Raw genomic sequence first — 19,267 nt, 5'->3', positions numbered from 1 at the left:
TGCAGAAAATGTCACTTAGGTCTGTAAACACCGCGCGGGCGTGCGGCGTGGGGATGGCGTTGGCGTTGTTATCTCTGCTCAGCGGCGGCGGCGCGCATGCGGCCGATCTCATGACGAAGGCTCCGCCGGTGCCTTACACCGAGACCGATGACTTCTGGACAAGACCATATCTGTTCGGCGATCTCGGCAGGACGCAACTAAAGGAGCGAGGGATCTCGCTGGCCCTGACGCTGGGCGACGAAGCCGTCGGCAATTTGTCGGGCGGCAACAGGAACACCGCGACCCAAGCCGGACAGCTTTTCTTTCAGGCCAAGTTCGACATGGCAAAACTTGCCGGCATCCAGGGCGGCACGGTTGGCCTCACGCTGGTCGACCGCTTCGGCCGCAACCTGAATGACGAGGCGGGAATTCCGGCGCTGCAGCTGACCAACGAAGTGTTCGGCCGCGGCAGCATTCTTCGCCTGACCGAACTCTACTACTCGCAGAAGCTGTTCGATGATCGCCTTGAGCTCAAGGGCGGCCGTCTTCCGGTCGGCTCCGACTTCTTCTTTGGTCTCTGCGAGTTCATCAACCTGACCTTCTGCGGCGGCCAGCCCGGCAACATCCAGGGTGGCTACATCTACAACTGGCCGGTGAGCCAATGGGCCGGTGTGGTGCACTACAACTTCGCCAAGGAATGGCAGCTCTCGGTCGGCGTCTACGACGCCAACCCGAACTACCTGACGACGTCGGACTCCGCGACTTACTTCCTGCCGGGTGTCCCCGGCTCTAGCCCCGCCTCGGGCGTTCTGGTGCCGGTCGAGGTGGTCTGGGCGCCGAGCGGTCCGTTGAACGGGACCTGGAGATTTGGCGGCTGGTATGACAGCGCATCGACAATTGATGGCGGCCTGCCGGGGATCATTGCGATCTCTCCGGGCACCGGCGGCGTCTCGGACCAGAATCTCGGAGATTCGCGCGGTCGTTATGGCGTCTATGAATCGATCCTGCAGCGGCTGACGGTTGAAGGTCCCAAGGCACAGGGCTGGTACACCTTCCTCAATACGACCGTCGCCGACCACCGCACGTCGTACCAGGATTACCAGATTGCATTCGGCTTCAGGCACACCGGAACGTTCGCCTCGCGCCCGGAGGACGAAGTCGGCTTTGCGGTCGGTACGACCCATGTGAATACCGCTGCGCTCACGCCCAACGCCGGAGGAAACGAAGTTCCGATCGAAGCCTGGTACGGGTGGCAGGCGACGGGCTGGATGAACCTGAAGTTCGACGCCCAGTATGTGATGCATCCTGGCGGGCGCGGGTACAATGCCGCCGGCGTGAAGACCGACAACGCCTGGATTCTCGGTCTGCGCACGCTGGTGCACTTCTGAGCGGAGGTGGCCAGCATGCTTGAGCAAAGCCAGCCATGGTAACCCCTCACGACGCCGGGCTAGCGGTCCTGGAGTTGAAGGGCATCGGCAAGGAGTTCGGCGCCATTCGCGCGTTGCATGGCGTCGACCTCCGCGTGTCGCCCGGCGAGGTGGTCGGCCTGATGGGCGACAACGGCGCCGGCAAGTCGACGCTCGTCAAGATCATTGCCGGCAACTTTCCGCCAAGTCACGGCGAGATCCGCTTCGACGGCAAGGCGGTTCATTTCGCCCGTCCGATCGATGCCCGTGCGGTCGGCATAGAAGTGGTCTACCAGGACCTCGCACTCGCCGACAATCTCACGGCGGCGGCCAATGTCTTCCTCGGCCGCGAGCTCAAGCGCAAGCTTGGTCCATTCGCCTTGCTCGACCACAAGGCGATGGCAGCGCGCGCGCTGGAGCTGTTCGGCGAGCTGCGCTCGGAGACCCGCCCGCACGATCTCGTCAAGCAGATGTCGGGCGGCCAGCGCCAGGCGGTCGCGATCGCGCGGACGCGGCTCTCCAACGCCAGGCTGGTGATGATGGACGAGCCGACCGCCGCGATCTCGGTTCGCCAAGTCGAGCAGGTCCTCGGCCTGATCCATCGCCTGAAGGAACAGGGCGTTGCGGTCATGCTGATCTCGCACCGCATGCCCGACGTGTTCGCTGTCTGCGACCGCGTCGTCGTCATGCGGCGCGGCGAGAAGCGCGCCGACAAGGCGATCGGCGACACCAGCCCCGAGGAAGTCACCTCCCTCATCACGGGAGCGAAGGAGGCTGCGTGATGGCCACGCCCCTGGAATCTCCCCTCACCTTCACCAATGTCGGCAAGGCCAGATGGTGGCGCAGCGGCCTGTTCGCCTCGCAGACCGGCTACGTCCTGCTGGCGCTGGCGGCGCTGTTCGTGCTGATGAACTTCGCCAGCCAATATTTCCTGACCGCAGGCAACATACAGAATGTGGCGAAGAACTTTTCCTTCATCGCCATCGCCACGCTCGGCATGACCTTCGTCATCATCACGGGCGGCATCGATCTCTCGGTCGGCTCCGTGATGTGCTTTTCAGCGATGACCACCTCAATGGTGATGACGCACGTCTCGACACCGGGCATGCCCGGCGCGGAGTGGTTCGTGCATTTAGCCCCTGACGGCAAGACCGTGATTGCCAATATGCCCGGCTTGATTCTGCTCGTCTCGGTTCTGGCGGGGCTCGGCGTCGCGCTGATTGTCGGCCTCGTCAATGGCTTCTGCATCGCGGTGCTTGGACTGTCGCCGTTCGTCACAACGCTCGGCATGCTCTCGATCGTGCGCGGCCTCGGCTACGTCGTCTCCAACGGCCGCGGCAGTTTTCCCGGCGGCCCCGACGCCGAATATTTCTACACGCTGACATCCGGCGTTGTGTTCGGCATGCCGGCGCCGTTCATCTATCTTGTGGTTCTCGCGCTGGCGATGGCGGTCGTGCTGCATCACACTGGTTTCGGCCGCCACGTCTTTGCCGTCGGCGGCAACGAGAAGGCGGCCGCGCTGACCGGCATCTCGGTCGTCCGGGTGAAGATCGAGATCTACGTGATCTGTGCGCTCGCGGCGGGTCTGCAGGGCATCATCGTCTCGGGCTGGCTGGGATCGGCGCCGGCGAACATGGCCACATCCTATGAGCTCAACGTGATTGCGGCCGCTGTCATCGGTGGCGCCAATCTCGCGGGCGGCGCCGGCGGCCCGCTCGGGGCCATTGTCGGCTGCGTGCTGCTCGAGGTGATCCGCAACGGCCTCGTGCTCGCGCAGGTCAACTCGTACTGGCAGCAGACCCTGGTGGGCGTGATCATCATCGCCGCGGTGCTGGTCGATCGTCTCCGCTCGCGCATGGCCTGAAGAGTTCGTCCTGGAGGATCGTGGATGTTCGCCTATCCGCCTCCCGCAGCCGTAGATATGAACGGATAGGCACGATAAGAAATGTGGAGGGAAACAATGAGAAAGGCACTTCTTGCCGCTGCGGTCCTCGCCATGATGGCAACGCCCGGCCTGGCCCAGAGCTACAGATTCGTGATCGTGCCCAAGGCCATGAACAACCCGTTCTTCGATTTCGCGCGCGACGGCTGCCAGAAACGCGCCAAGGAGCTCGGCAACATCGAATGCATCTACAAGGGTCCTGTCGAGCACGAGCCGGCGACGCAAGCGCAGATCATCCAGGATTTCGTCACCCAGAAGGTGGACGGCCTCGCCATCTCGGTTGCCGACGTTGCCGCGATGACCAAGTCGATCGAGGCGGCAAGTGCAGCCGGCATTCCCGTCATCACCTTCGACTCGGACGCGCCGGGCTCGAAGCGGATTGCCTATATCGGCACCGACAACAAGGAGTTCGGCCTCGCGCTCGGCAAGCAATTGCTGAAGCTGCGGCCTGATGGCGGCAGATACGCGATGATCTCTGGCGGGCCGGGTGCGGAGAACCTGGCCGAGCGGGTCGACGGCGTGCGTGAGGCACTCAAGGGCTCGAAGTGGACCGAGGTCGGGGGCTCGCCGACCTTCTGCAACGACGATCCCGCGCTCGGCGTTCAGCAGATGACCGATCTGCGCACCGCTGCTCCCGACCTTGCAGCCATCATCCCGGTCGGTGGCTGGCCGATGTTCGCGCCCGAAGGCTTCAAGGCGTTCGCCAGCAAGAGCAAGAAGGACATGGACGCCGGCAAGTTCACGCTCGTCGTGGCCGACACCCTCAAGATGCAGCTTGAGCTTTTGAATGAGGGTTACGCCAATGCGCTGATCGGCCAGCGCCCGTTCGAAATGGGCGAGAAAGCGATGGACACGCTGCTTGCCATCAAGAAAGGCCAGAAGGCGCCGCCGATCATCCACACCGGTCTCGACGTTGTGACAAGGGACAACGCCGCGGCGATGCTGAAATAGGCGCGCAGGCAGCCCGAGCGGAACGGCATGGATCCGGACCTGTGCTCGCGGCCGACCGACATCGGTATCCCGCCGGGCAGATCCCGGCGGCCATCATCAATGGCGCCGCCATCGCATCTGACGAGCGCTAGGGAACAATGTGGGTCCCGGTCTCGCCGGTCAGCGCGCCCATTGCGCAATTGAGATGGCTGATGATCGCGCGCTTGCCACCACCTTCGAGAAAGCGGATGGCGGCATCGACCTTGGGTCCCATACTTCCCGGCGGAAAATGGCCCTCGCGATGATAGGCCTTGATCTGCGCCAGGCTGACCTGATCCAGCTCCCTCTTGTTGGGCTTGCCGAAATTGATCGCGACGCGGGGCACCGCGGTCAGGATCAGCAGTTCCTCGATGCCAAGCACGTTGGCGATATGGGCCGAGGTCAGGTCCTTGTCGATCACTGCCGGCACGCCGGTGCGCACGCCCCGTTCGTCGCGGATCACGGGCATACCGCCGCCGCCGCCTGCGATGACGATGGTGCCGCGCTTGACCAGCGCGTCGACCAGCGAAATGTCGCAGACATGTTTGGGTTTCGGAGACGGCACGACATGGCGCCAGCCACGCCCGGAGTCCTCGCGCATTTTCCAGTTCAACTCGGCGCTGATGCGCTGGGCTTCCTGCTCGGTGAAAAACGGTCCGACGAACTTGGTCGGATTGGCGAAGGCGGGATCGTTGGCGTCGACCTCGACCTGGGTCAGCAGGCTGGCGACGTGCCGGCCGTTGCCATGCGCGCGCAAGACGTTCTCGATCGCCTGCATCAGAAGATAGCCGATGCCACCCTGGCTGTGCGCGACGCAGATGTCCATCGACATCGGCGGGATCCGGCTCATCGTCAGCATCTGGCGCATCATGATCTTGCCCACCACAGGTCCGTTGCCGTGGGTGATCACCAGCTCGTTGTCGAGTTCGGCGAGCGGCAGCAGCGCCTCGGCCGTGTGCTGGGCGACGGCCTTCTGCTCGTCCGAGGTGCCGCTGATGTCTTCAGGGTGGACGGCATTACCGCCGATCGCGATCACGAGACGGCGCGGGACCTCATTGAGTGTTCGCATAGCGCGACATCCTGACGTCGTTGACGGAAAGAGCGAGAGCGAGGTCGCAGGCCTGGGCATTTGACGGCGCCACCACGATGCCGGCGTCCTCGAGCAGCCTGCTCTGCGCCGAACGCACCTGGCGATCGAGCTCGGTCCCTGTCACCGACGCAACCAGGACCGGCGCGTCATCCGCGCGGCCCGCCACGACGGCCGCCAGATGCGCTGCCGGATTGTCATGTGCGCCGTATCCGATCACGAGATCGAGCAGGATGACGGCGACCGCGGGATCGGCCAGCGCCGCCCGCAACGCATCGTCGCGCACCGAGGGATCGATCATCGGATGCGGCCGGCCCTGGGTATATTCGTCGGCCCCGAGGTCGACGATGCGGTCCCTCCCCTGCGCCTCCGGCTCACCGAAATGCGGGACGCCGGGAATAGCGGCGTTGGATGCCACCTTGCGGCCGCCCGCGGCAAGGATCACCTGCGCCTCTGCACAGAGCGTGCCGCCGGCGAACAGCCCTTCGATGCGCTGCGCCGCCTTGCTTCGCTGCGGCAAACGCGCAGCCACGGCGGCAGCGTCGAACCTGCTGCCGACACTCCGGCCGTTGCCGAGGGCTTTTTCGGCCGCTTCCCTCAACGTACCGGCCAAGCGTGCATTTGGCGGCAGGTCCGCCGAGGCGGCGCCGATGAAGCACACCGTGTAGGGCTTCGAGCTCCGGCCGATCCGGCCAAGCACGGCCCTGGCGACGTCCGGATGCGGCGGCTTGGAGATGAGCACGACGCGATCGGTCTCGGGATCGGCATCAAGGGCGTCGATCGCCATCAATGTCGTGATGCCGCCAATCTCCTTCTTCAAATCCCGTCCGCCGACGCCGATGGCGTGGGAAATTCCTTCGCCCGCCTCGGACAGCAGGCACGACACCTCCTGCGTACCGGTCCCCGATGCGCCGATGATCCCGATCCTCCCGCGCTTCAGCCGGTTGGCGAAGGCGAGCGGCGCGCCGCCGATGACCGCCGTGCCGCAGTCCGGTCCCATCATCAAGAGGCCCGCTTCGCGCGCCTGCTGCTTCAGCGACAATTCATCCGCAATCGAGACATTGTCGCTGAACATCAGGACATGAAGTCCGCGGTTCAGCGCCTTGCGCGCTTCCGCCGCGGCGAACTCGCCGGGAACGGAGATCAGGGCGAGGTTGGCGGCGGGTGCGGCCTTGACGGCCGCGGCAATGCTGCGCGGCCGCCACGCTGCTTCGCCGGTGCTGCTCCTCTTGGGGCGATCGAGCGCCTTTTGCGCTTCGGCAAGCGCGGCGCTCGCCGCCGCTTCGCTCTCGGCCTTGATCGCGAGAATCAGATCATTGCCCTGGGCGATCACCGCGCCGTCGAGCAATCCGGCGTTGCGCAGGATCGCCTGGTTGGACGGCGTGCCCATCATCAGCGCGGCTTCGACGACGCCCGCCGCCGACGCGATCTCGCGCGACAACCGCATCAACGCGACCGAGTCGAGATAGAATCCCTTGCGAATTTCGTTCAGGACAAACGCGCTCATGACACCCCCAGATCTTCCGCAATGGCAAGGACGGCCTGCCGGAAGCAGGCCATCGGCGCCCGCACCACGCCGGCGCCGACCTGGCCGATGCCGGGCTCGCGATGCGCGATGCCGGTGTTGATGACCGGTGCGAGGCCGGTCTCCACCACCAGGCGAACGTCGATGCCGGTCGGCACGCCGGCAAAGTCGAGCGCGGGGATCGTCCATTCCGGATTCTGCCCGACGGTGATTTCACTCATTGCCCGCGTGAAATTGCCCGCCGACGACGGCGCCCCGGCGCCGATGAATCCGGCAACTGCCGGAGCTGCTGCCATCGCGAAGCCACCAAGCCCGACCGTCTCGACGATCGCGGAGTCGCCCATGTCGGGATTGGCATCCTTGCGCGAATAGCCCGGGAAATAGAGCCCTTCCGGCATTTCCACCGGCGCCGTGAACCAGCGATCGCCCAATCCGCTGACACGGACCCCGAAGTCGGTTCCGTTGCGGCACATCGCGGTCACCACCGTCGAACCGCGAATCCCGCTGGCGGGATCGGTCAGCGCTTTGCCCATCGCCATCGCGATGTTGAGAAAGAACTGATCGTTCTGCGCGATGAAGCCAATGCAGCTTGCGAGAACCTCGTTGTCCGTCGAGGTGCGCGCCAGCGCCGACCCGATCTCGCGCAGGAACACGCTGGAGCAGGCCAGGTTGCGCTGATGCATTTCATCGCCCATCGAGAGTCCGCGCGCGATGATCGCCTTCAGGTCGATCCCGCCATGCGCGCGGATCGCCCTGGCCAGCACCGGCCCGAATACATCACGCAGCCAGCCGAGGCGGGCCAGCACGCTATCGTCATTGCCGCCGAAGCGCATAACCTTGCCAAGGCCCTCGTTGATGGCGCAGTAGGCGCGGTTGCCATATTTGACGTTCTCGACGACGAACACCGGCATGGAGACCGTGGTCATGCCGGTCATCGGACCGACCGCGCCGAAATGATGGTTGGGGTGGAAGGCGACGCCGCCGCCGGCCGCGAGTTCGAAGGCGGCTTCAAGATCCGGAGCCCAGCCTTCGAACACGATGGCGCCTGCCACCGCGCCACGCATCGGACCGCACATTCGGTCCCAGGTGATCGGCGGCCCGGCATGAAGGATCATGCGTTCCTTCAACCCTTCCAGCACGTCGCGTGCCGGAACGATATCGATCAGCCTGGGCTCACCCTCGAGGATGCGGGCCAGCGCCTGCTTGTTGGCGTCTTCGATCAACTTCATGGCCGCGCTCTCACGTACCGAGCTTGGCGAGCAGTGCCGCCATTTTGGGATCGCCGTCGGCGGGCGGCGTCCAGTCGACCTGCACGACCTCGATATCGCAGTCCCGCAAGTCCTTCACAAAGCCTGCCAGCCCGACGTTCACCACGCTCGGCTTGCTCATCAACAAACGCCCGCTCGGCGTCCCTTCCTGCTTGGTCACCACTTGCGGCCTCCCGAGATCCGATGCATCGATCTTAGTAAGAAAGTTTTTACTTTGTCAAACACGCAACCTGTCGTCCGAATTCCCGTTGTGTCGCATGATCGTTTAGGCCCCTGCGATTGATCGCGTCGGCGGGCCGTTGCCGGTGAGGCCGGCATGATGCAGCGCGCTGTCGTTGAGCAGCCGGCACTCGATCGCGCGCAACACCATCAGCGCACCTGCAAACGCATCCAGTCCAGAGCTTTGCCCGATCCGCGACAGCGCCGCGACCGCGGACTTGATACGATCGACCCGTCCGCCAATCGTCGCGTCGATGGCTTCATGGAGCGCCGCCGCCGCGAAGCCGAGCACGGCACTGTGCAGGTGGGCGGCACTGATCTGATTGGTCCGGCCGAGATGCGCGCGACAGGTCTTCCACAGCGCGTCGCGCGTCGCGAGACGGCCGAGGCTGGCGAGCGCGACCAGCGCGCCGCCGATCAAGTCGTCGCCGGATGGCGTGAGCCCGGGACCAAGTCCGATCAATTCGACGATCTCCGGGTAGTCACGCGGTACGCATCGCTCTCCGCGAAGCCCGGCCTCGATCAATTGCTTGAGCGCGGCGAGCGCCGGCGCCGCGGCAGCGAGCACCCGCGACGGCCTTGTGGGCGGCTCCGCGCCACCCGAGGCGGCCAGCCCCTGCTCGACCGGCAAGCGACGCCAGACCTGATCGACCATCGCAAGCCCTACCCGCAAACTGTCGAGCGTCCATTCCGGCGATGGCGGCGGCGCCCATACGGAGGCCGTCTCGAAACCGGCAAACCGCATACCGTCGACGAGCAGCATCGTGTCGACGATCGCAACCTCTTGTCCGGGAACGAGCAGCCGCGGCTCGATCCCGGTGCACCGAAGATGCAGCGGGCCGGAGCCGAGGTCTTTGACACCGATGCAGATCCAGCAATCGTCGAGCACCGCATAAAGGCTGCGCTCGAACACCGCCGCAATACGGCCGCGCCGTCCGCTGCGCAGCGCGCGGCGCGCAAGCACGCCGACCTCGATTACGGCACCGCCGTCGAATCGTTCAGACACGGGCGCGCCGGGCAGGTCGCGAAACGTATTGCCTGGCCGCATCACACCGATCTCCTGCTGCGCAACCATGGCGTCAGGACGTGAGCACGGCGGTTCGCAGCACGCTACTCCCGTGGGCCTCTCCGCCGAGATAGGCGGCTTCAAGCGAGGGATCCTCCGCGATGATTTCGGCCGCACCGCTCTTCAGGATGGTGCCGGTCTCAAGCAGATAGGCCCTGTCGGCAAGCGCAAGGGCTTGCCCGGCCATCTGGTCGACCACGATCAGGGTCATCCCCTCGACGCGAAGCTGCTCGAACGAGGCGAACAACTCGTCGACGACAAGCGGCGCCAGTCCAAGCGACGGCTCGTCAAGCATGAAGACCTTGGGCGCGGTCAGGAGCCCACGCGCGACTGCGAGCATCTGCTGCTCGCCGCCCGACAAAAGGCCCGCGCGATGGTTGATACGCTCCTTCAGGCGCGGAAAGCGGGCAAACATCGCGTCGATCTCCGCGTCGAGTTCGAGACCCTTGCGTGCGAAAGCGCCGAGCTGCAAGTTCTGCCGCACCGTCAGCTCGGGAAACACCTGCCGTCCTTCGGGTACCAGCACGATGCCGGCCCTGGCGCGGATATGCGCCGGCATCTTGTCGACGCGGGCGCCGGACAGCCGGATCTCGCCGACCGACCGCGGTGGTTCGAGACCGGCAATCGAGCGCATCAGGGTGGTTTTGCCCGCTCCATTGGCGCCGAGTACGGCGATGGCCTCGCCGGGCGCGACGGCAAGGTCGATCCCACCGAGCGCCCGCGACAGGCCATAGAAGGCATCGAGCGTGCGGACTTCGAGCGCCGTGCCTTGTTTCGCCGGGCGCGGCGCGCGGCGCCGCTCACCCGACGGCGCATCGCCGAGATAGGCCTTGCGGACCAGCGGATCGTTGCGGATCGCCGCCGCATCGCCGATCGCGATGCGCTTGCCGCCATCGAGAACGACGATGAGGTCGCTTAGCGACATGATCATCGGCATGTCGTGCTCGACGATGATGACCGCGATCCCGGTCTCCGCGATGCGACGGAGCAGAACCGTCAGCCGCTGCTTGTCGCCCTTCGAAAGACCCGCGGCCGGCTCGTCGAGCAACAGGACCTTCGGACGCAAGGCGAGCGCCCTCGCGATCTCGACCAATCGCTTCTCGCCATGGGGCAGCGCGTCCGCGCGTCTGCTCAAATCGCCGTCGACACCCGCAAAGCGCAACAGCGACCGCGCAAGGCGCTCCTGCGCGTCATTGTGCAGCGCGGACACGATGTTACCGAGCTTGCCGGCCGTCGCCGCCAGCAGGACGTTCTCGATGATCGAGAGCGAACCGAAGAGCTGCGTCGTCTGGAACGTTCGCGCCACTCCGACACGCGCAAGCTGGTGCGACGGCAAGCCGGTGACGTCGCGGTCGCCAAGCTTCACGGTGCCGGATTTCGGGCGGTAGAAGCCGCAAAGCAGATTCAGCGCGCTGGTTTTCCCCGCACCATTGGGGCCGATGACGCTGGTCACTGTGCCGGGTTCGGCGGTAAACGAGACGTCCTGCACGGCGCGGACACCGCCGAACGAGATCGAGAGGTTTGCGACGTCAAGACGCGACACGCTGCTGGTCCCGATGCCGAGGTCGGCGACCGGTTCGACGCCCACCGCGCCCGTATCGGCCTTCGATCCCGTCGGCAGGAACCTTGCCGCGAATTGCTCGATCAGCCCCATGATGCCCGAGGGCGCGACCCGCAGCACGGCGAAGAGCAGCACGCCAAAGGCAAGCAGACGATACTCCGCGAGATCGGACAGCATTTCCGGTAGCAGCACGACGAGCGCCGCCCCGATCACCGGCCCCAGCGCCGAGCCGGCGCCGCCGACCATGACGCCGAACAGCAGCAGGATCGATTGCAGAAAGGGAAACGAACTCGGACTGATATAGCCCTGGAGGGGCGCAAATAACGCCCCCGCCAGTGCCATCGCTGCGGCCGAGATGATGAACGCCACGGTGCGGACCCGCACGAGATCAATGCCGATCGAGCGCGTCGCAACCTCGGTGTCGCGGGCGGCACGCATGGCGTAGCCCCAGCCGCTGCGCTTCAAGCACTCGAACAGGATGAGGCCGGCGAACACCAGCACGATGCCCGCGATCGCCAAATGCCGCTCCGACAGCGGAAAGCCGAACACCTGCGGCGGCGCGGTCAGGATCAGGCCGTTGCCGCCGCCCGTGAGGTCGCGCCACTCGATCGTGCCGTGCTCGACGATGAAGCCGAAGGCGATTGTCACCATCGCGAGATATGGACCTCGCACACGCAAGGCCGGCATGGCGAGCAGGCCACCGACGACGCTGACAAGAGCAATCGCTGCAGCCGTCGCCGCAAGATAGGGCCACCCTGCCTTCTCCATCAGGAGCACGGTCGTATAGGCCCCGATCGCCATGAAACCGATGTGGCCGAGCGAGATCTGCCCTGCGAGACCGAGCAGCACGTTAAGGCCGATGCAGGCGATCGCCGTCAGCGAGATGGTCGCGACCAGGAACACGCCGTAGCTATCGGCAACGGCGGCATAGAGGATGGCGGCCGCGAGTGCCGCGACGGCGGCGAGAATGGAGACGCGAGAGGTCATACCTTTTTCACTCCGGCTCGGCCGAGCAGCCCGTGGGGGAGGACGACAAGAATCGCGATCACCGAGGCGAACGTGATGATCTGGGTGTAGACCGATCCCAGATAGTTGGTCGCGAACACCTCGATCAGGCCGAGACAGAGCCCGGCCAGCATCACGCCCCAGGCGCTGCCGAGGCCGCCGATGATCGCCGCAGCGAAGGCCTTGATGCCGAACAGCGTGCCCATTTCGGAGGACACGTTGAACAGGGGCGCGATCAGCAGCGCCGCAACCCCGGCCAGCATCGCCGAGACCGCGTAGCTTGCCGCGATGGCGCCGCTGACGTTGATGCCCATCAGCCGCGCTGCGTTCGGGTTCTGGACCACCGCGAGCATGGCGACGCCGTGACGCGTTCGGCGACTGAGTAGATGAAGTGCCAGCGCCAGCAGCAATCCGACCACGGGAATCAGGAGCTGCAACGGATAGACCCCCGCGCCCTCGACGATCTGGATCGGCTTGGCCGCCAGGACGGACGGAAAGCTGCGCGGCTCCTTGCCGAAGACGAACATCATCACGTTGTCGACGATGATGCCGACCGCAACGGTCGCCATCAGCCAGTTGTCGGAGCCACGCTGCACGAACGGCCGAACGGCAAAGCGCTCAATCAGCAGGCCGTAGACCGCGCAGACGAGCAGAACGGCGGGAATGCCGGCCGCGGCCGGCCAGCCCCACAGCACGAGGAAGAAGTAGCCGGCAACGGCTCCCAGGGTCATCGAGCTGCCCTGGGAGAAATTGACCGTGCCGGAGACGGCATAGGTGACGTGGAAGCCAAGCGCAAGCAGCCCGTACATGCTCCCGAGCGCCAGTCCTGTTATCACCGCGGGAAGAAATGACATCGATGACTACCCTGCTTGTTTGTCGGACGATCTCGCGCGGTCAGTTCCGCGCGAACGGCATGATGTGGTTGTCCTCGAACCGCGCCCAGATGTAGTCGCCCGCCGTCAGCGCATCGTGCTTGTCCTGCGCGAACGGCTTCTCGTAAGTCTTGATCAAGCCATCCACGCGATCGATGGCGTAGAAGCCGTCACGGACGGCGGTCGGTTCGGTGCCACCGGCCTTTTCGATCGCTCGCGCAATGACCAGGATGGAGTCGTAGGCGTTGGCGACGCCAACCGCCGGCGTCACGTCCGCAGGCCCCTTGATGTCCGAATACTTCGCCTGCAGGGCCGACATCACCCGCTTGCCGACCGGCGACAGGTTGCCGAAGAAGCTGTAGGTCTGGACGAAGATCACGTTCTCCGCGCTCGGCCCGGCGAGCTCGGTGAAGCGGCCGCCGGCCGGCCCCCAATGCGAGACGATCGGCGGCGCCCAGCCCATGCGGTCGAGCGATTTCACCACCTGGGAGGACGGTCCGACATTGCCGACCAGGTAGAGCGTATCGGCGCCTGCCTGCTTCAGGCGCGACAGTTGGGAAACGACATCGACGTCGTTGCCTTCGAACTTCTCGACGCCGGCAGGCTCGATTCCTGCGGCCTTCAATGCCGCCTTCAGGCCATGCTCGTTCGACTCGCCCCAGGGATTGTTGACCAGGATGAGCCCGGGCTTCTTCGCATTGTAGGTCTTGCGCGAGAACTGGACGATCGCCTTGTCGACCTCATCGTCCATGGCCGAGACGCGGAACACGTAGTTGGACGGCGCGCCGTTCCGCGTGATGTTGGTCCCGGCGGCCCACGGCACCACGAACGGCACCTTGACGTTGTTGACGAACGGCACGATGGCAAGCTCGACCGGCGTGTCGAGGCCGCCGACCAGGACCGCGACCTTCTCGCGCTGAATCAGCTCGCGTGCGGCGATCAGCCCTTTGGCCGGATTGCTCTCGTCGTCGCGGCGGACGAGCTCGAGCGGACGTCCAAGCACGCCGCCCTTTGCATTGATTTCCTCGATGGCGATCGTCGCTCCGCGGGTGAGCGCCTCGCCGGCGCGCGCCGACTGTCCCGACAGGGCGGTCACCAGGCCGATCTTGATCGGTTCGGCCGCGCGCGCGCCGGACGCGAACGGCAACGCGGCCAGCAGGATCGTCGCTGCGGCGCGCCAAGCCGGCCAACGACGCGCAGGTCCGGACGAAACTATGCTCCTGAAGTTCATGTTCGGTGTTCCTCCGCTGATGGCGGCCTCGGCATCGAAGCCGCCAGTTCCTCCGCTGCCGCTTATGCGCGGACTTGACGGAAGTAAAAACTTTCTTCAAAAATATTCCGATGTCAAGCGAGCGATCAACCGCGCGGGGAAAATTCCGATGGACCCAAGGAATGTCGAGGCCGGCGACGTGTTGATCTCGATCGCGGAAGATGGCGACCGCCTGTCGCGCAGGGAAGCCGTGCTGCGCTCGGATTCTGTCGGACCGGTCCTCGCCGCTCACGGACGCTATCGCTACAGCGCGATCGGGCAACGCCCGGATTTCAATTGGCCGCAAGGGCGGCGGCTTGCCGTCTACGTCGGTCTCAACCTCGAGCATTTCGCATTCGGCGACGGGCTCGGTGCCGAGCTCTGCCCCGGCGGTCCGCATCCGGACGTCCTCAACTATGCCTGGCGCGACTATGGCAACCGTGTCGGCGTGTGGCGCCTGATCGAGCTGTTCGACGAGCTGAAGCTGTCGGTGCTCGCAAACAGCAGCATCTATCACTACTGCCCTGAAGTCATGGAGGCATTTCGCGCCCGCGGCGACGAAATTGTCGGTCACGGCCGCACCAATTCCGAGCGCCAGGGTGTGCTTGCGCCCGACGAGGAGCGGCAATTGATCGCGGAAGCGACCGATGTCATCGCGCGAGCCGAAGGGCGGCCGCCGCGCGGCTGGCTGGGGCCCTGGATTTCGCAATCACAGGTCACGCCCGATCTGCTGGCCGAAGCAGGCTACGAGTACCTGCTCGACTGGTGCATGGACGATCAGCCGGTGTGGTTCTCGACGCGGAACGGCGGCCGCATCCTTTCAGTGCCTTATCCGCAGGAGTTGAACGATATCCCTTCGATCGTCGGTCGCAAGGACTCCGGCGAGCAGTTCGCCGCCATGATCACCGAGACGTTCGAGGAGATGCTGGCACAGTCGAAAAGGCAATCGCTCGTCATGGGAATTGCGTTGCACCCCTATCTGGTCGGCCAGCCGCACCGCCTGCGTCCGCTGCGGCGCGCCCTGCAGACAATCCTGGCGCGGCGTGACGAGATCTGGATCACCACCGCCGGAGGTATAGCCGCATTCTCGCGCGCGCTGCCCGATGGCATCGTCCCAACATGATGAAAACAAATCGGGCCCCGATCGCTTCGCCGTTGCGACGAACCGGAGACGACCAGTGAGCACTGCCGACACGCTGTTTCGAAACGCCCGATTGGTCGATGGGCGCACCGTCGATATCGCCGTGCGCGATGGCCGCATCACCTCGATCGCGTCGCAATCGCCGGTCGCGGCCGGCGAAACCCTTGATCTGGCCGGACGCCTGGTGTTGCCGGGGCTGGTCGATGGTCATATCCACCTCGACAAGGGCTTCGTCGGCGACGATTGGAAGTCCCACCGCCCCTGCACCGCCGGTTTCAGCGTGCGCGAGCGCGTCAAGTTCGAGAAGGAGGCGCTTGCCGGCGCGAGGCCGATTGCGGTGCGGGCGGCCGCGCTGATCGACCTCTGCGTCGCGCACGGCACGACCCGGATGCGCAGCCACGTCGATATCGACCTTCAGGTCGGGTTGCGCAATCTCGAGCAGGTCATGGCGGCGCGTGACGCGCACCGCGACAAGGTGTCGGTCCAGATCGTCGCCTTTCCGCAAAGCGGCATCGTGACGTCGCCGGGCGTGGCCGGATTGCTCGACGAGGCGGTTCGCGCCGGCGCGGACCTGGTCGGCGGCCTCGATCCGGCGGGTTACGATGCAGACATCGACGGGCATCTCGACGTCATCTTCGGCATTGCCGACCGGCGCGGGGTCGGCATCGACATTCACCTGCATGACGGCGGCTTGCTCGGTATCTTCGAGATCGAGAACATTGCACGCCGGACGAAGGCCCTCGGGCTCGGCGGCAAGGTCACGATCAGCCATGCCTATGCGCTCGGCGAGGTGCCGCGTGACGTCGTTCAGCGCACCGCGCAGCTGCTCGCCGAGGCCGGGGTCGCGATTTTGACCAACGCGCCCGGAGCGCATGCGTTTCCGCCGGTGTTGCTGCTGCGCGATGCCGGCGTCAATGTGTTCGCTGGCAATGACAACATCCGCGATTCCTGGTGGCCCTACGGCGACGGCGACCTCCTGGAGCGCGCCATGATCGTCGGCTACCGCTCCGGCTTCAGCACCGATGCCGACCTGGCGGCGGCCTTCAACATGGTGACCACCAACGCCGCGGAGGCACTCGGCCTCCCGGACTATGGGGTGGCCGAGGGCGCGGCGGCGGACTTCGTCGTGATCGACGCCCAGCACGTGCAAGAGGCCGTGGTGGCCCGGCCCAGGCCGCGCGACGTCTACAAGAATGGGCGCCTCGTCGCGCATGGCGGCACGGTCGTGACGTCGGCGCGTTGATGTGGATGTGGAGACCGGAACATCGGGAAGGTTACCCCTTGACGAGCCACCGCAATAGCGATCTCAATCCCGCGAGCCTGCACGGCAGGGCCCCGCATCCCGTTGAACATGATGGGCGGGGGCATATTGTCCGCGCTGGGCTCGTACAACCTGAGAAAAGCTTGTCCCGTGACTGAAACGACAGCATCGACCAACCCGGCCCGCAGCGCCACACGCGGCAGACGGGCACGCGATTCCGCGTTGACCAAGGAAGCGATCCTGCAGGCGGCGACGTTCGAATTCTGCCGCAACGGCATTGGCGGAGCTCGGGTTGAAGCCATCGCGAAGCGCGCCAAAGCCAACATGCGGTTGCTGTACGCCTATTTCGGCGACAAGAACGGCCTTTATCTCGCCGTGCTCGAACACGTCTACACCGAGATCCGCGCGGCCGAACAGCAACTCAAGCTCGACGACCTCGATCCGGTCGCGGCCATGCGCGAGCTGATCAACTTCACGTTCACCTTTTTCGGAGCGCACCAGAACTATATTGCCCTGATCAACAATGAGAACCTGCAGCGTGGGCGTAACCTGCGCAAATCGCGCAAGATCGCCGACCTCACGCTGCCCTTGGTCGCGAGCATCGAAAATATCCTTCGCCGGGGCCTTGCGGTCGGGCTGTTCCGCAGCGACGTCGATCCGGTTCAGCTCTACGTCACGATCACGGCCATGAGCTATTTTCATGTCTCCAACCGCTACACGCTGTCGGCGATGTTCGACAAGGATCTGGGAGAGCCCGACTGGCTGGAGAAGCGTCGCCATCACGCGCTTGACGTGATCATGACCTGGTTGACGGCGACGGCGGCCGCAAGCGAGGGAAAACGGAAACCGTCCGCAGCCAGAACACCGGCGGGCGCCGCACGCTAGCTCACGCGCGGCAAATTCCGAACAGCCTGCGGGTGAGCGCTAGGTGCTCGCTTCACCGGGCGGCGACAACGCCGTCGCTGCGGGGATCGCTGGCACCCTCGAGCAGTCCATCCGGGTGCCAGACGATTGCGCCGGCGTGGCCCATGAATTCCTCGAACGCCCCGACCATCTGGATGTCGTGGCCGAGCGCCCGCAGCGCGTCGATGACGGCAGGATCGAAACGCGATTCGATCTTGAGATTGTTGTTCTCCTCGCCCCATGTGCGACCGAGCAGCCAGCGCGGCGCGGTCACTGTCGACTGAAGGTCCTGACCGTGCAATGCGTAGCGTGTGAAGATCGCCGCCTGGGTTTGCGGCTGCCCTTCGCCGCCCATCGTGCCGTAGGACAACAGCCGGCCATCGCTGAGTTCAGCCATTGCGGGCTGAATGGTGTGGAACGGCAGCCGCCCAGGTTCCAGGCGGTTGATGTCGGTCTCGGCGAGACCGAAGCTCGTCCCACGGTTCTGCCAGGTGACCCCGCTTTGGGGCAGGATGATGCCCGAGCCGAACTCCCAATAGATGCTCTGAATGAAGCTGACGCTAAGGCCGTTCCGGTCGGTCGCAGCGAGCCAGACCGTATCGCCCTGGGCCGGCGGGTCAGGCCAGCGCGCTGCATGATCGACGGCGACGGTCTTTTCGAGCGCCGCAATGGACTCGTCGGTGAGAAACTCGGCCGCCGACCGCGCCATGTAGTCGGGATCGGTCACGTAGCGATTGCGGATGCGGAACGACGCCTTCGTGCTCTCGACCAGCCGGTGCAGATGATCGACCCCGTCCGCCTCCTTCGCCATGCGCCGGGCATAGAGCGCAAGAATCAACAGCGAGGCCAGGCCCTGCGTCGGCGGCGGCATATTGAACACCTTGTGCCCGGCCACATCGACCGACAGCGGTGTCACCAGCGCGGCTTGATGCTGCTCCAGATCGGATAGGTGGAGCGGGCTGCCGAGCCGTTCGAGATCAGCGGCCATCGAACGCGCCAGGTCGCCGCGATAGAAATCGGAAAGGCCGGCTTGCGCCAGCTGCCGCAACGTGGCCGCGACGCGCGGCTGCCGCAACCGTGCGCCGACTGCAAGCGGATTGCCCTGCGGCAGATAGACCTCGGCAAAGCCAGGCACATCCTGCAGTTCAGCGCGCTTCTTCGTGGTGTTGTCGTGCAGGGTCTGGGTCACGGCGACGCCATCGGCGGCATAGCCGATCGCAGGTTCGAGCAGCCGCGCCAGCGGCATGCGCCCCCCATGGCGATCGCGGCTGAGCTCATAGGCCTTCTGCCAGCCATCGACGGTCCCGGCGGCGGTGAGTGCCGCGAGCGGTCCGCGGCTTGGGATGGTGCTGCAGCCATGCTCGCGATACCAGGCGCGGCTGGCGGCCTTCGCCGACCGTCCGCACGCCTGGATTCCGACAGGTGCAGAGCCCGCCCGGCCGACCAGCCAGAAGCTGTCGCCGCCGAGGCCGTTCATATGGGGATAGACCACCGCGATCGTGGCGGCGGACGCAATCATCGCCTCGACCGCATTGCCGCCTTCGGAGAGGACGGCGAGCCCGGCCTGCGCCGCAAGGTGATGCGGCGCGGTCACCATTCCGCTATAGCTTCGCTTGGTCTGCAGCATCAACGCGTTCTCCGAAAGCAGCAGCTTGTAATAATATTCTTACTTACATTGTCAAGCGACCGTCGCCTCGCCGCGGCGGCGCGAACGGCTGGCGGAGGTGCCGCGCGAGGTGGATCAAGGCGAAAGCGGAAATCGGTCGCGCAAAGCTGCGCGTCAGCGGCAGCGGGGCGGGTCGCCGAATTCCCGG

The 19,267-nt window shown here is 65.3% G+C and carries 16 protein-coding genes; 7 read left to right on the top strand and 9 right to left on the bottom strand.

Translation table 11 applies throughout. The features are described 5' to 3' along the window. Positions 1–8 precede the first annotated feature (8 nt). The 4 genes from ACVIYL_RS16480 (at position 9) to ACVIYL_RS16465 (ending at position 4,278) form a co-directional block, all read left to right on the top strand. A complete protein-coding gene (locus ACVIYL_RS16480; protein WP_456779162.1) occupies positions 9–1,367 on the top strand; it encodes a carbohydrate porin in 1,359 nt (452 codons plus the stop codon). 35 nt (positions 1,368–1,402) lie between these two features. After that, positions 1,403–2,167 carry an ATP-binding cassette domain-containing protein gene (locus tag ACVIYL_RS16475; RefSeq protein WP_456779161.1) on the top strand — a complete coding sequence of 255 codons (765 nt, stop codon included), beginning with the start codon at positions 1,403–1,405 and terminating at the stop codon, positions 2,165–2,167. Further along, positions 2,167–3,249 (top strand): ABC transporter permease, encoded by a 1,083-nt coding sequence (locus ACVIYL_RS16470; protein ID WP_456779160.1) that lies wholly within the window; start codon positions 2,167–2,169, stop codon positions 3,247–3,249. Before ACVIYL_RS16475 ends, ACVIYL_RS16470 begins: the two co-directional genes overlap by 1 nt. Before the next feature lie 96 nt (positions 3,250–3,345). Further along, positions 3,346–4,278: a sugar-binding protein gene (locus ACVIYL_RS16465; protein WP_456779159.1), complete on the top strand. Its 933-nt coding sequence runs from the start codon at positions 3,346–3,348 to the stop codon at positions 4,276–4,278. 127 nt (positions 4,279–4,405) lie between these two features. Here ACVIYL_RS16465 and ACVIYL_RS16460 read toward each other — a convergent pair whose 3' ends face one another. From ACVIYL_RS16460 to ACVIYL_RS16425, 8 genes are all read right to left on the bottom strand, one after another. Continuing rightward, positions 4,406–5,365: a carbamate kinase gene (locus ACVIYL_RS16460; protein ID WP_456779158.1), complete on the bottom strand. Its 960-nt coding sequence runs from the start codon at positions 5,363–5,365 to the stop codon at positions 4,406–4,408. Continuing rightward, positions 5,349–6,890 carry an acyl-CoA synthetase FdrA gene (fdrA, locus tag ACVIYL_RS16455; RefSeq protein ID WP_456779157.1) on the bottom strand — a complete coding sequence of 514 codons (1,542 nt, stop codon included), beginning with the start codon at positions 6,888–6,890 and terminating at the stop codon, positions 5,349–5,351. The genes ACVIYL_RS16460 and fdrA overlap by 17 nt, the downstream gene beginning before the upstream one ends. After that, positions 6,887–8,137 carry a YlbE family protein gene (locus ACVIYL_RS16450; protein WP_253606984.1) on the bottom strand — a complete coding sequence of 417 codons (1,251 nt, stop codon included), beginning with the start codon at positions 8,135–8,137 and terminating at the stop codon, positions 6,887–6,889. Before ACVIYL_RS16450 ends, fdrA begins: the two co-directional genes overlap by 4 nt. 10 nt (positions 8,138–8,147) lie before the next feature. Beyond that, positions 8,148–8,339, bottom strand: a complete 192-nt coding sequence (locus tag ACVIYL_RS16445) for a hypothetical protein (RefSeq protein ID WP_028333377.1) — start codon at positions 8,337–8,339, stop codon at positions 8,148–8,150. Between the two features lie 102 nt (positions 8,340–8,441). After that, on the bottom strand, positions 8,442–9,443 hold the full coding sequence (locus tag ACVIYL_RS16440) for a DUF2877 domain-containing protein (RefSeq protein ID WP_456779156.1): 1,002 nt from the start codon (positions 9,441–9,443) through the stop codon (positions 8,442–8,444). A gap of 31 nt (positions 9,444–9,474) precedes the next feature. After that, positions 9,475–12,009 carry a branched-chain amino acid ABC transporter ATP-binding protein/permease gene (locus ACVIYL_RS16435; protein ID WP_456779155.1) on the bottom strand — a complete coding sequence of 845 codons (2,535 nt, stop codon included), beginning with the start codon at positions 12,007–12,009 and terminating at the stop codon, positions 9,475–9,477. Then, the gene (locus ACVIYL_RS16430) at positions 12,006–12,881 is read right to left on the bottom strand and encodes a branched-chain amino acid ABC transporter permease (protein ID WP_076826929.1); all 876 of its coding nucleotides are present in this window, start codon (positions 12,879–12,881) and stop codon (positions 12,006–12,008) included. Before ACVIYL_RS16430 ends, ACVIYL_RS16435 begins: the two co-directional genes overlap by 4 nt. 40 nt (positions 12,882–12,921) lie before the next feature. After that, positions 12,922–14,130: an ABC transporter substrate-binding protein gene (locus tag ACVIYL_RS16425; RefSeq protein ID WP_456779154.1), complete on the bottom strand. Its 1,209-nt coding sequence runs from the start codon at positions 14,128–14,130 to the stop codon at positions 12,922–12,924. Between the two features lie 19 nt (positions 14,131–14,149). Here ACVIYL_RS16425 and ACVIYL_RS16420 point away from each other — a divergent pair, with 19 nt between their 5' ends. The 3 genes from ACVIYL_RS16420 (at position 14,150) to ACVIYL_RS16410 (ending at position 17,435) form a co-directional block, all read left to right on the top strand. Beyond that, positions 14,150–15,271 carry a polysaccharide deacetylase family protein gene (locus ACVIYL_RS16420; RefSeq protein ID WP_456781839.1) on the top strand — a complete coding sequence of 374 codons (1,122 nt, stop codon included), beginning with the start codon at positions 14,150–14,152 and terminating at the stop codon, positions 15,269–15,271. Between the two features lie 55 nt (positions 15,272–15,326). Then, on the top strand, positions 15,327–16,532 hold the full coding sequence (locus ACVIYL_RS16415) for an amidohydrolase family protein (RefSeq protein ID WP_456779153.1): 1,206 nt from the start codon (positions 15,327–15,329) through the stop codon (positions 16,530–16,532). A gap of 126 nt (positions 16,533–16,658) precedes the next feature. Beyond that, positions 16,659–17,435 carry a TetR family transcriptional regulator gene (locus ACVIYL_RS16410; protein WP_253606980.1) on the top strand — a complete coding sequence of 259 codons (777 nt, stop codon included), beginning with the start codon at positions 16,659–16,661 and terminating at the stop codon, positions 17,433–17,435. Positions 17,436–17,487: 52 nt separating this feature from the next. On the opposite strand, the gene ACVIYL_RS16405 is transcribed toward ACVIYL_RS16410, so the two are convergent. After that, a complete protein-coding gene (locus ACVIYL_RS16405) occupies positions 17,488–19,080 on the bottom strand; it encodes a gamma-glutamyltransferase family protein (protein ID WP_456779152.1) in 1,593 nt (530 codons plus the stop codon). Positions 19,081–19,267 lie beyond the last annotated feature (187 nt).

This window comes from Bradyrhizobium sp. USDA 3315 (genome assembly GCF_054056795.1).
The sequence above is the reverse complement of the archived record's forward strand: the minus strand, read 5'-3'. Positions and strand labels throughout refer to the sequence as shown.

Excerpts from the sequence above, each read along its gene's own strand:
- fdrA (WP_456779157.1), bottom strand. The coding sequence starts at position 6,890 with ATGAGCGCGTTTGTCCTGAACGAAATTCGCAAGGGATTCTATCTCGAC.
- ACVIYL_RS16430 (WP_076826929.1), bottom strand. The coding sequence starts at position 12,881 with ATGTCATTTCTTCCCGCGGTGATAACAGGACTGGCGCTCGGGAGCATG.
- ACVIYL_RS16440 (WP_456779156.1), bottom strand. The coding sequence starts at position 9,443 with ATGCGGCCAGGCAATACGTTTCGCGACCTGCCCGGCGCGCCCGTGTCT.
- ACVIYL_RS16405 (WP_456779152.1), bottom strand. The coding sequence starts at position 19,080 with ATGCTGCAGACCAAGCGAAGCTATAGCGGAATGGTGACCGCGCCGCAT.
- ACVIYL_RS16475 (WP_456779161.1), top strand. The coding sequence starts at position 1,403 with ATGGTAACCCCTCACGACGCCGGGCTAGCGGTCCTGGAGTTGAAGGGC.
- ACVIYL_RS16480 (WP_456779162.1), top strand. The coding sequence starts at position 9 with ATGTCACTTAGGTCTGTAAACACCGCGCGGGCGTGCGGCGTGGGGATG.
- ACVIYL_RS16435 (WP_456779155.1), bottom strand. The coding sequence starts at position 12,009 with ATGACCTCTCGCGTCTCCATTCTCGCCGCCGTCGCGGCACTCGCGGCC.
- ACVIYL_RS16460 (WP_456779158.1), bottom strand. The coding sequence starts at position 5,365 with ATGCGAACACTCAATGAGGTCCCGCGCCGTCTCGTGATCGCGATCGGC.
- ACVIYL_RS16425 (WP_456779154.1), bottom strand. The coding sequence starts at position 14,130 with ATGAACTTCAGGAGCATAGTTTCGTCCGGACCTGCGCGTCGTTGGCCG.
- ACVIYL_RS16465 (WP_456779159.1), top strand. The coding sequence starts at position 3,346 with ATGAGAAAGGCACTTCTTGCCGCTGCGGTCCTCGCCATGATGGCAACG.
- ACVIYL_RS16450 (WP_253606984.1), bottom strand. The coding sequence starts at position 8,137 with ATGAAGTTGATCGAAGACGCCAACAAGCAGGCGCTGGCCCGCATCCTC.
- ACVIYL_RS16420 (WP_456781839.1), top strand. The coding sequence starts at position 14,150 with ATGGCGGCCTCGGCATCGAAGCCGCCAGTTCCTCCGCTGCCGCTTATG.
- ACVIYL_RS16470 (WP_456779160.1), top strand. The coding sequence starts at position 2,167 with ATGGCCACGCCCCTGGAATCTCCCCTCACCTTCACCAATGTCGGCAAG.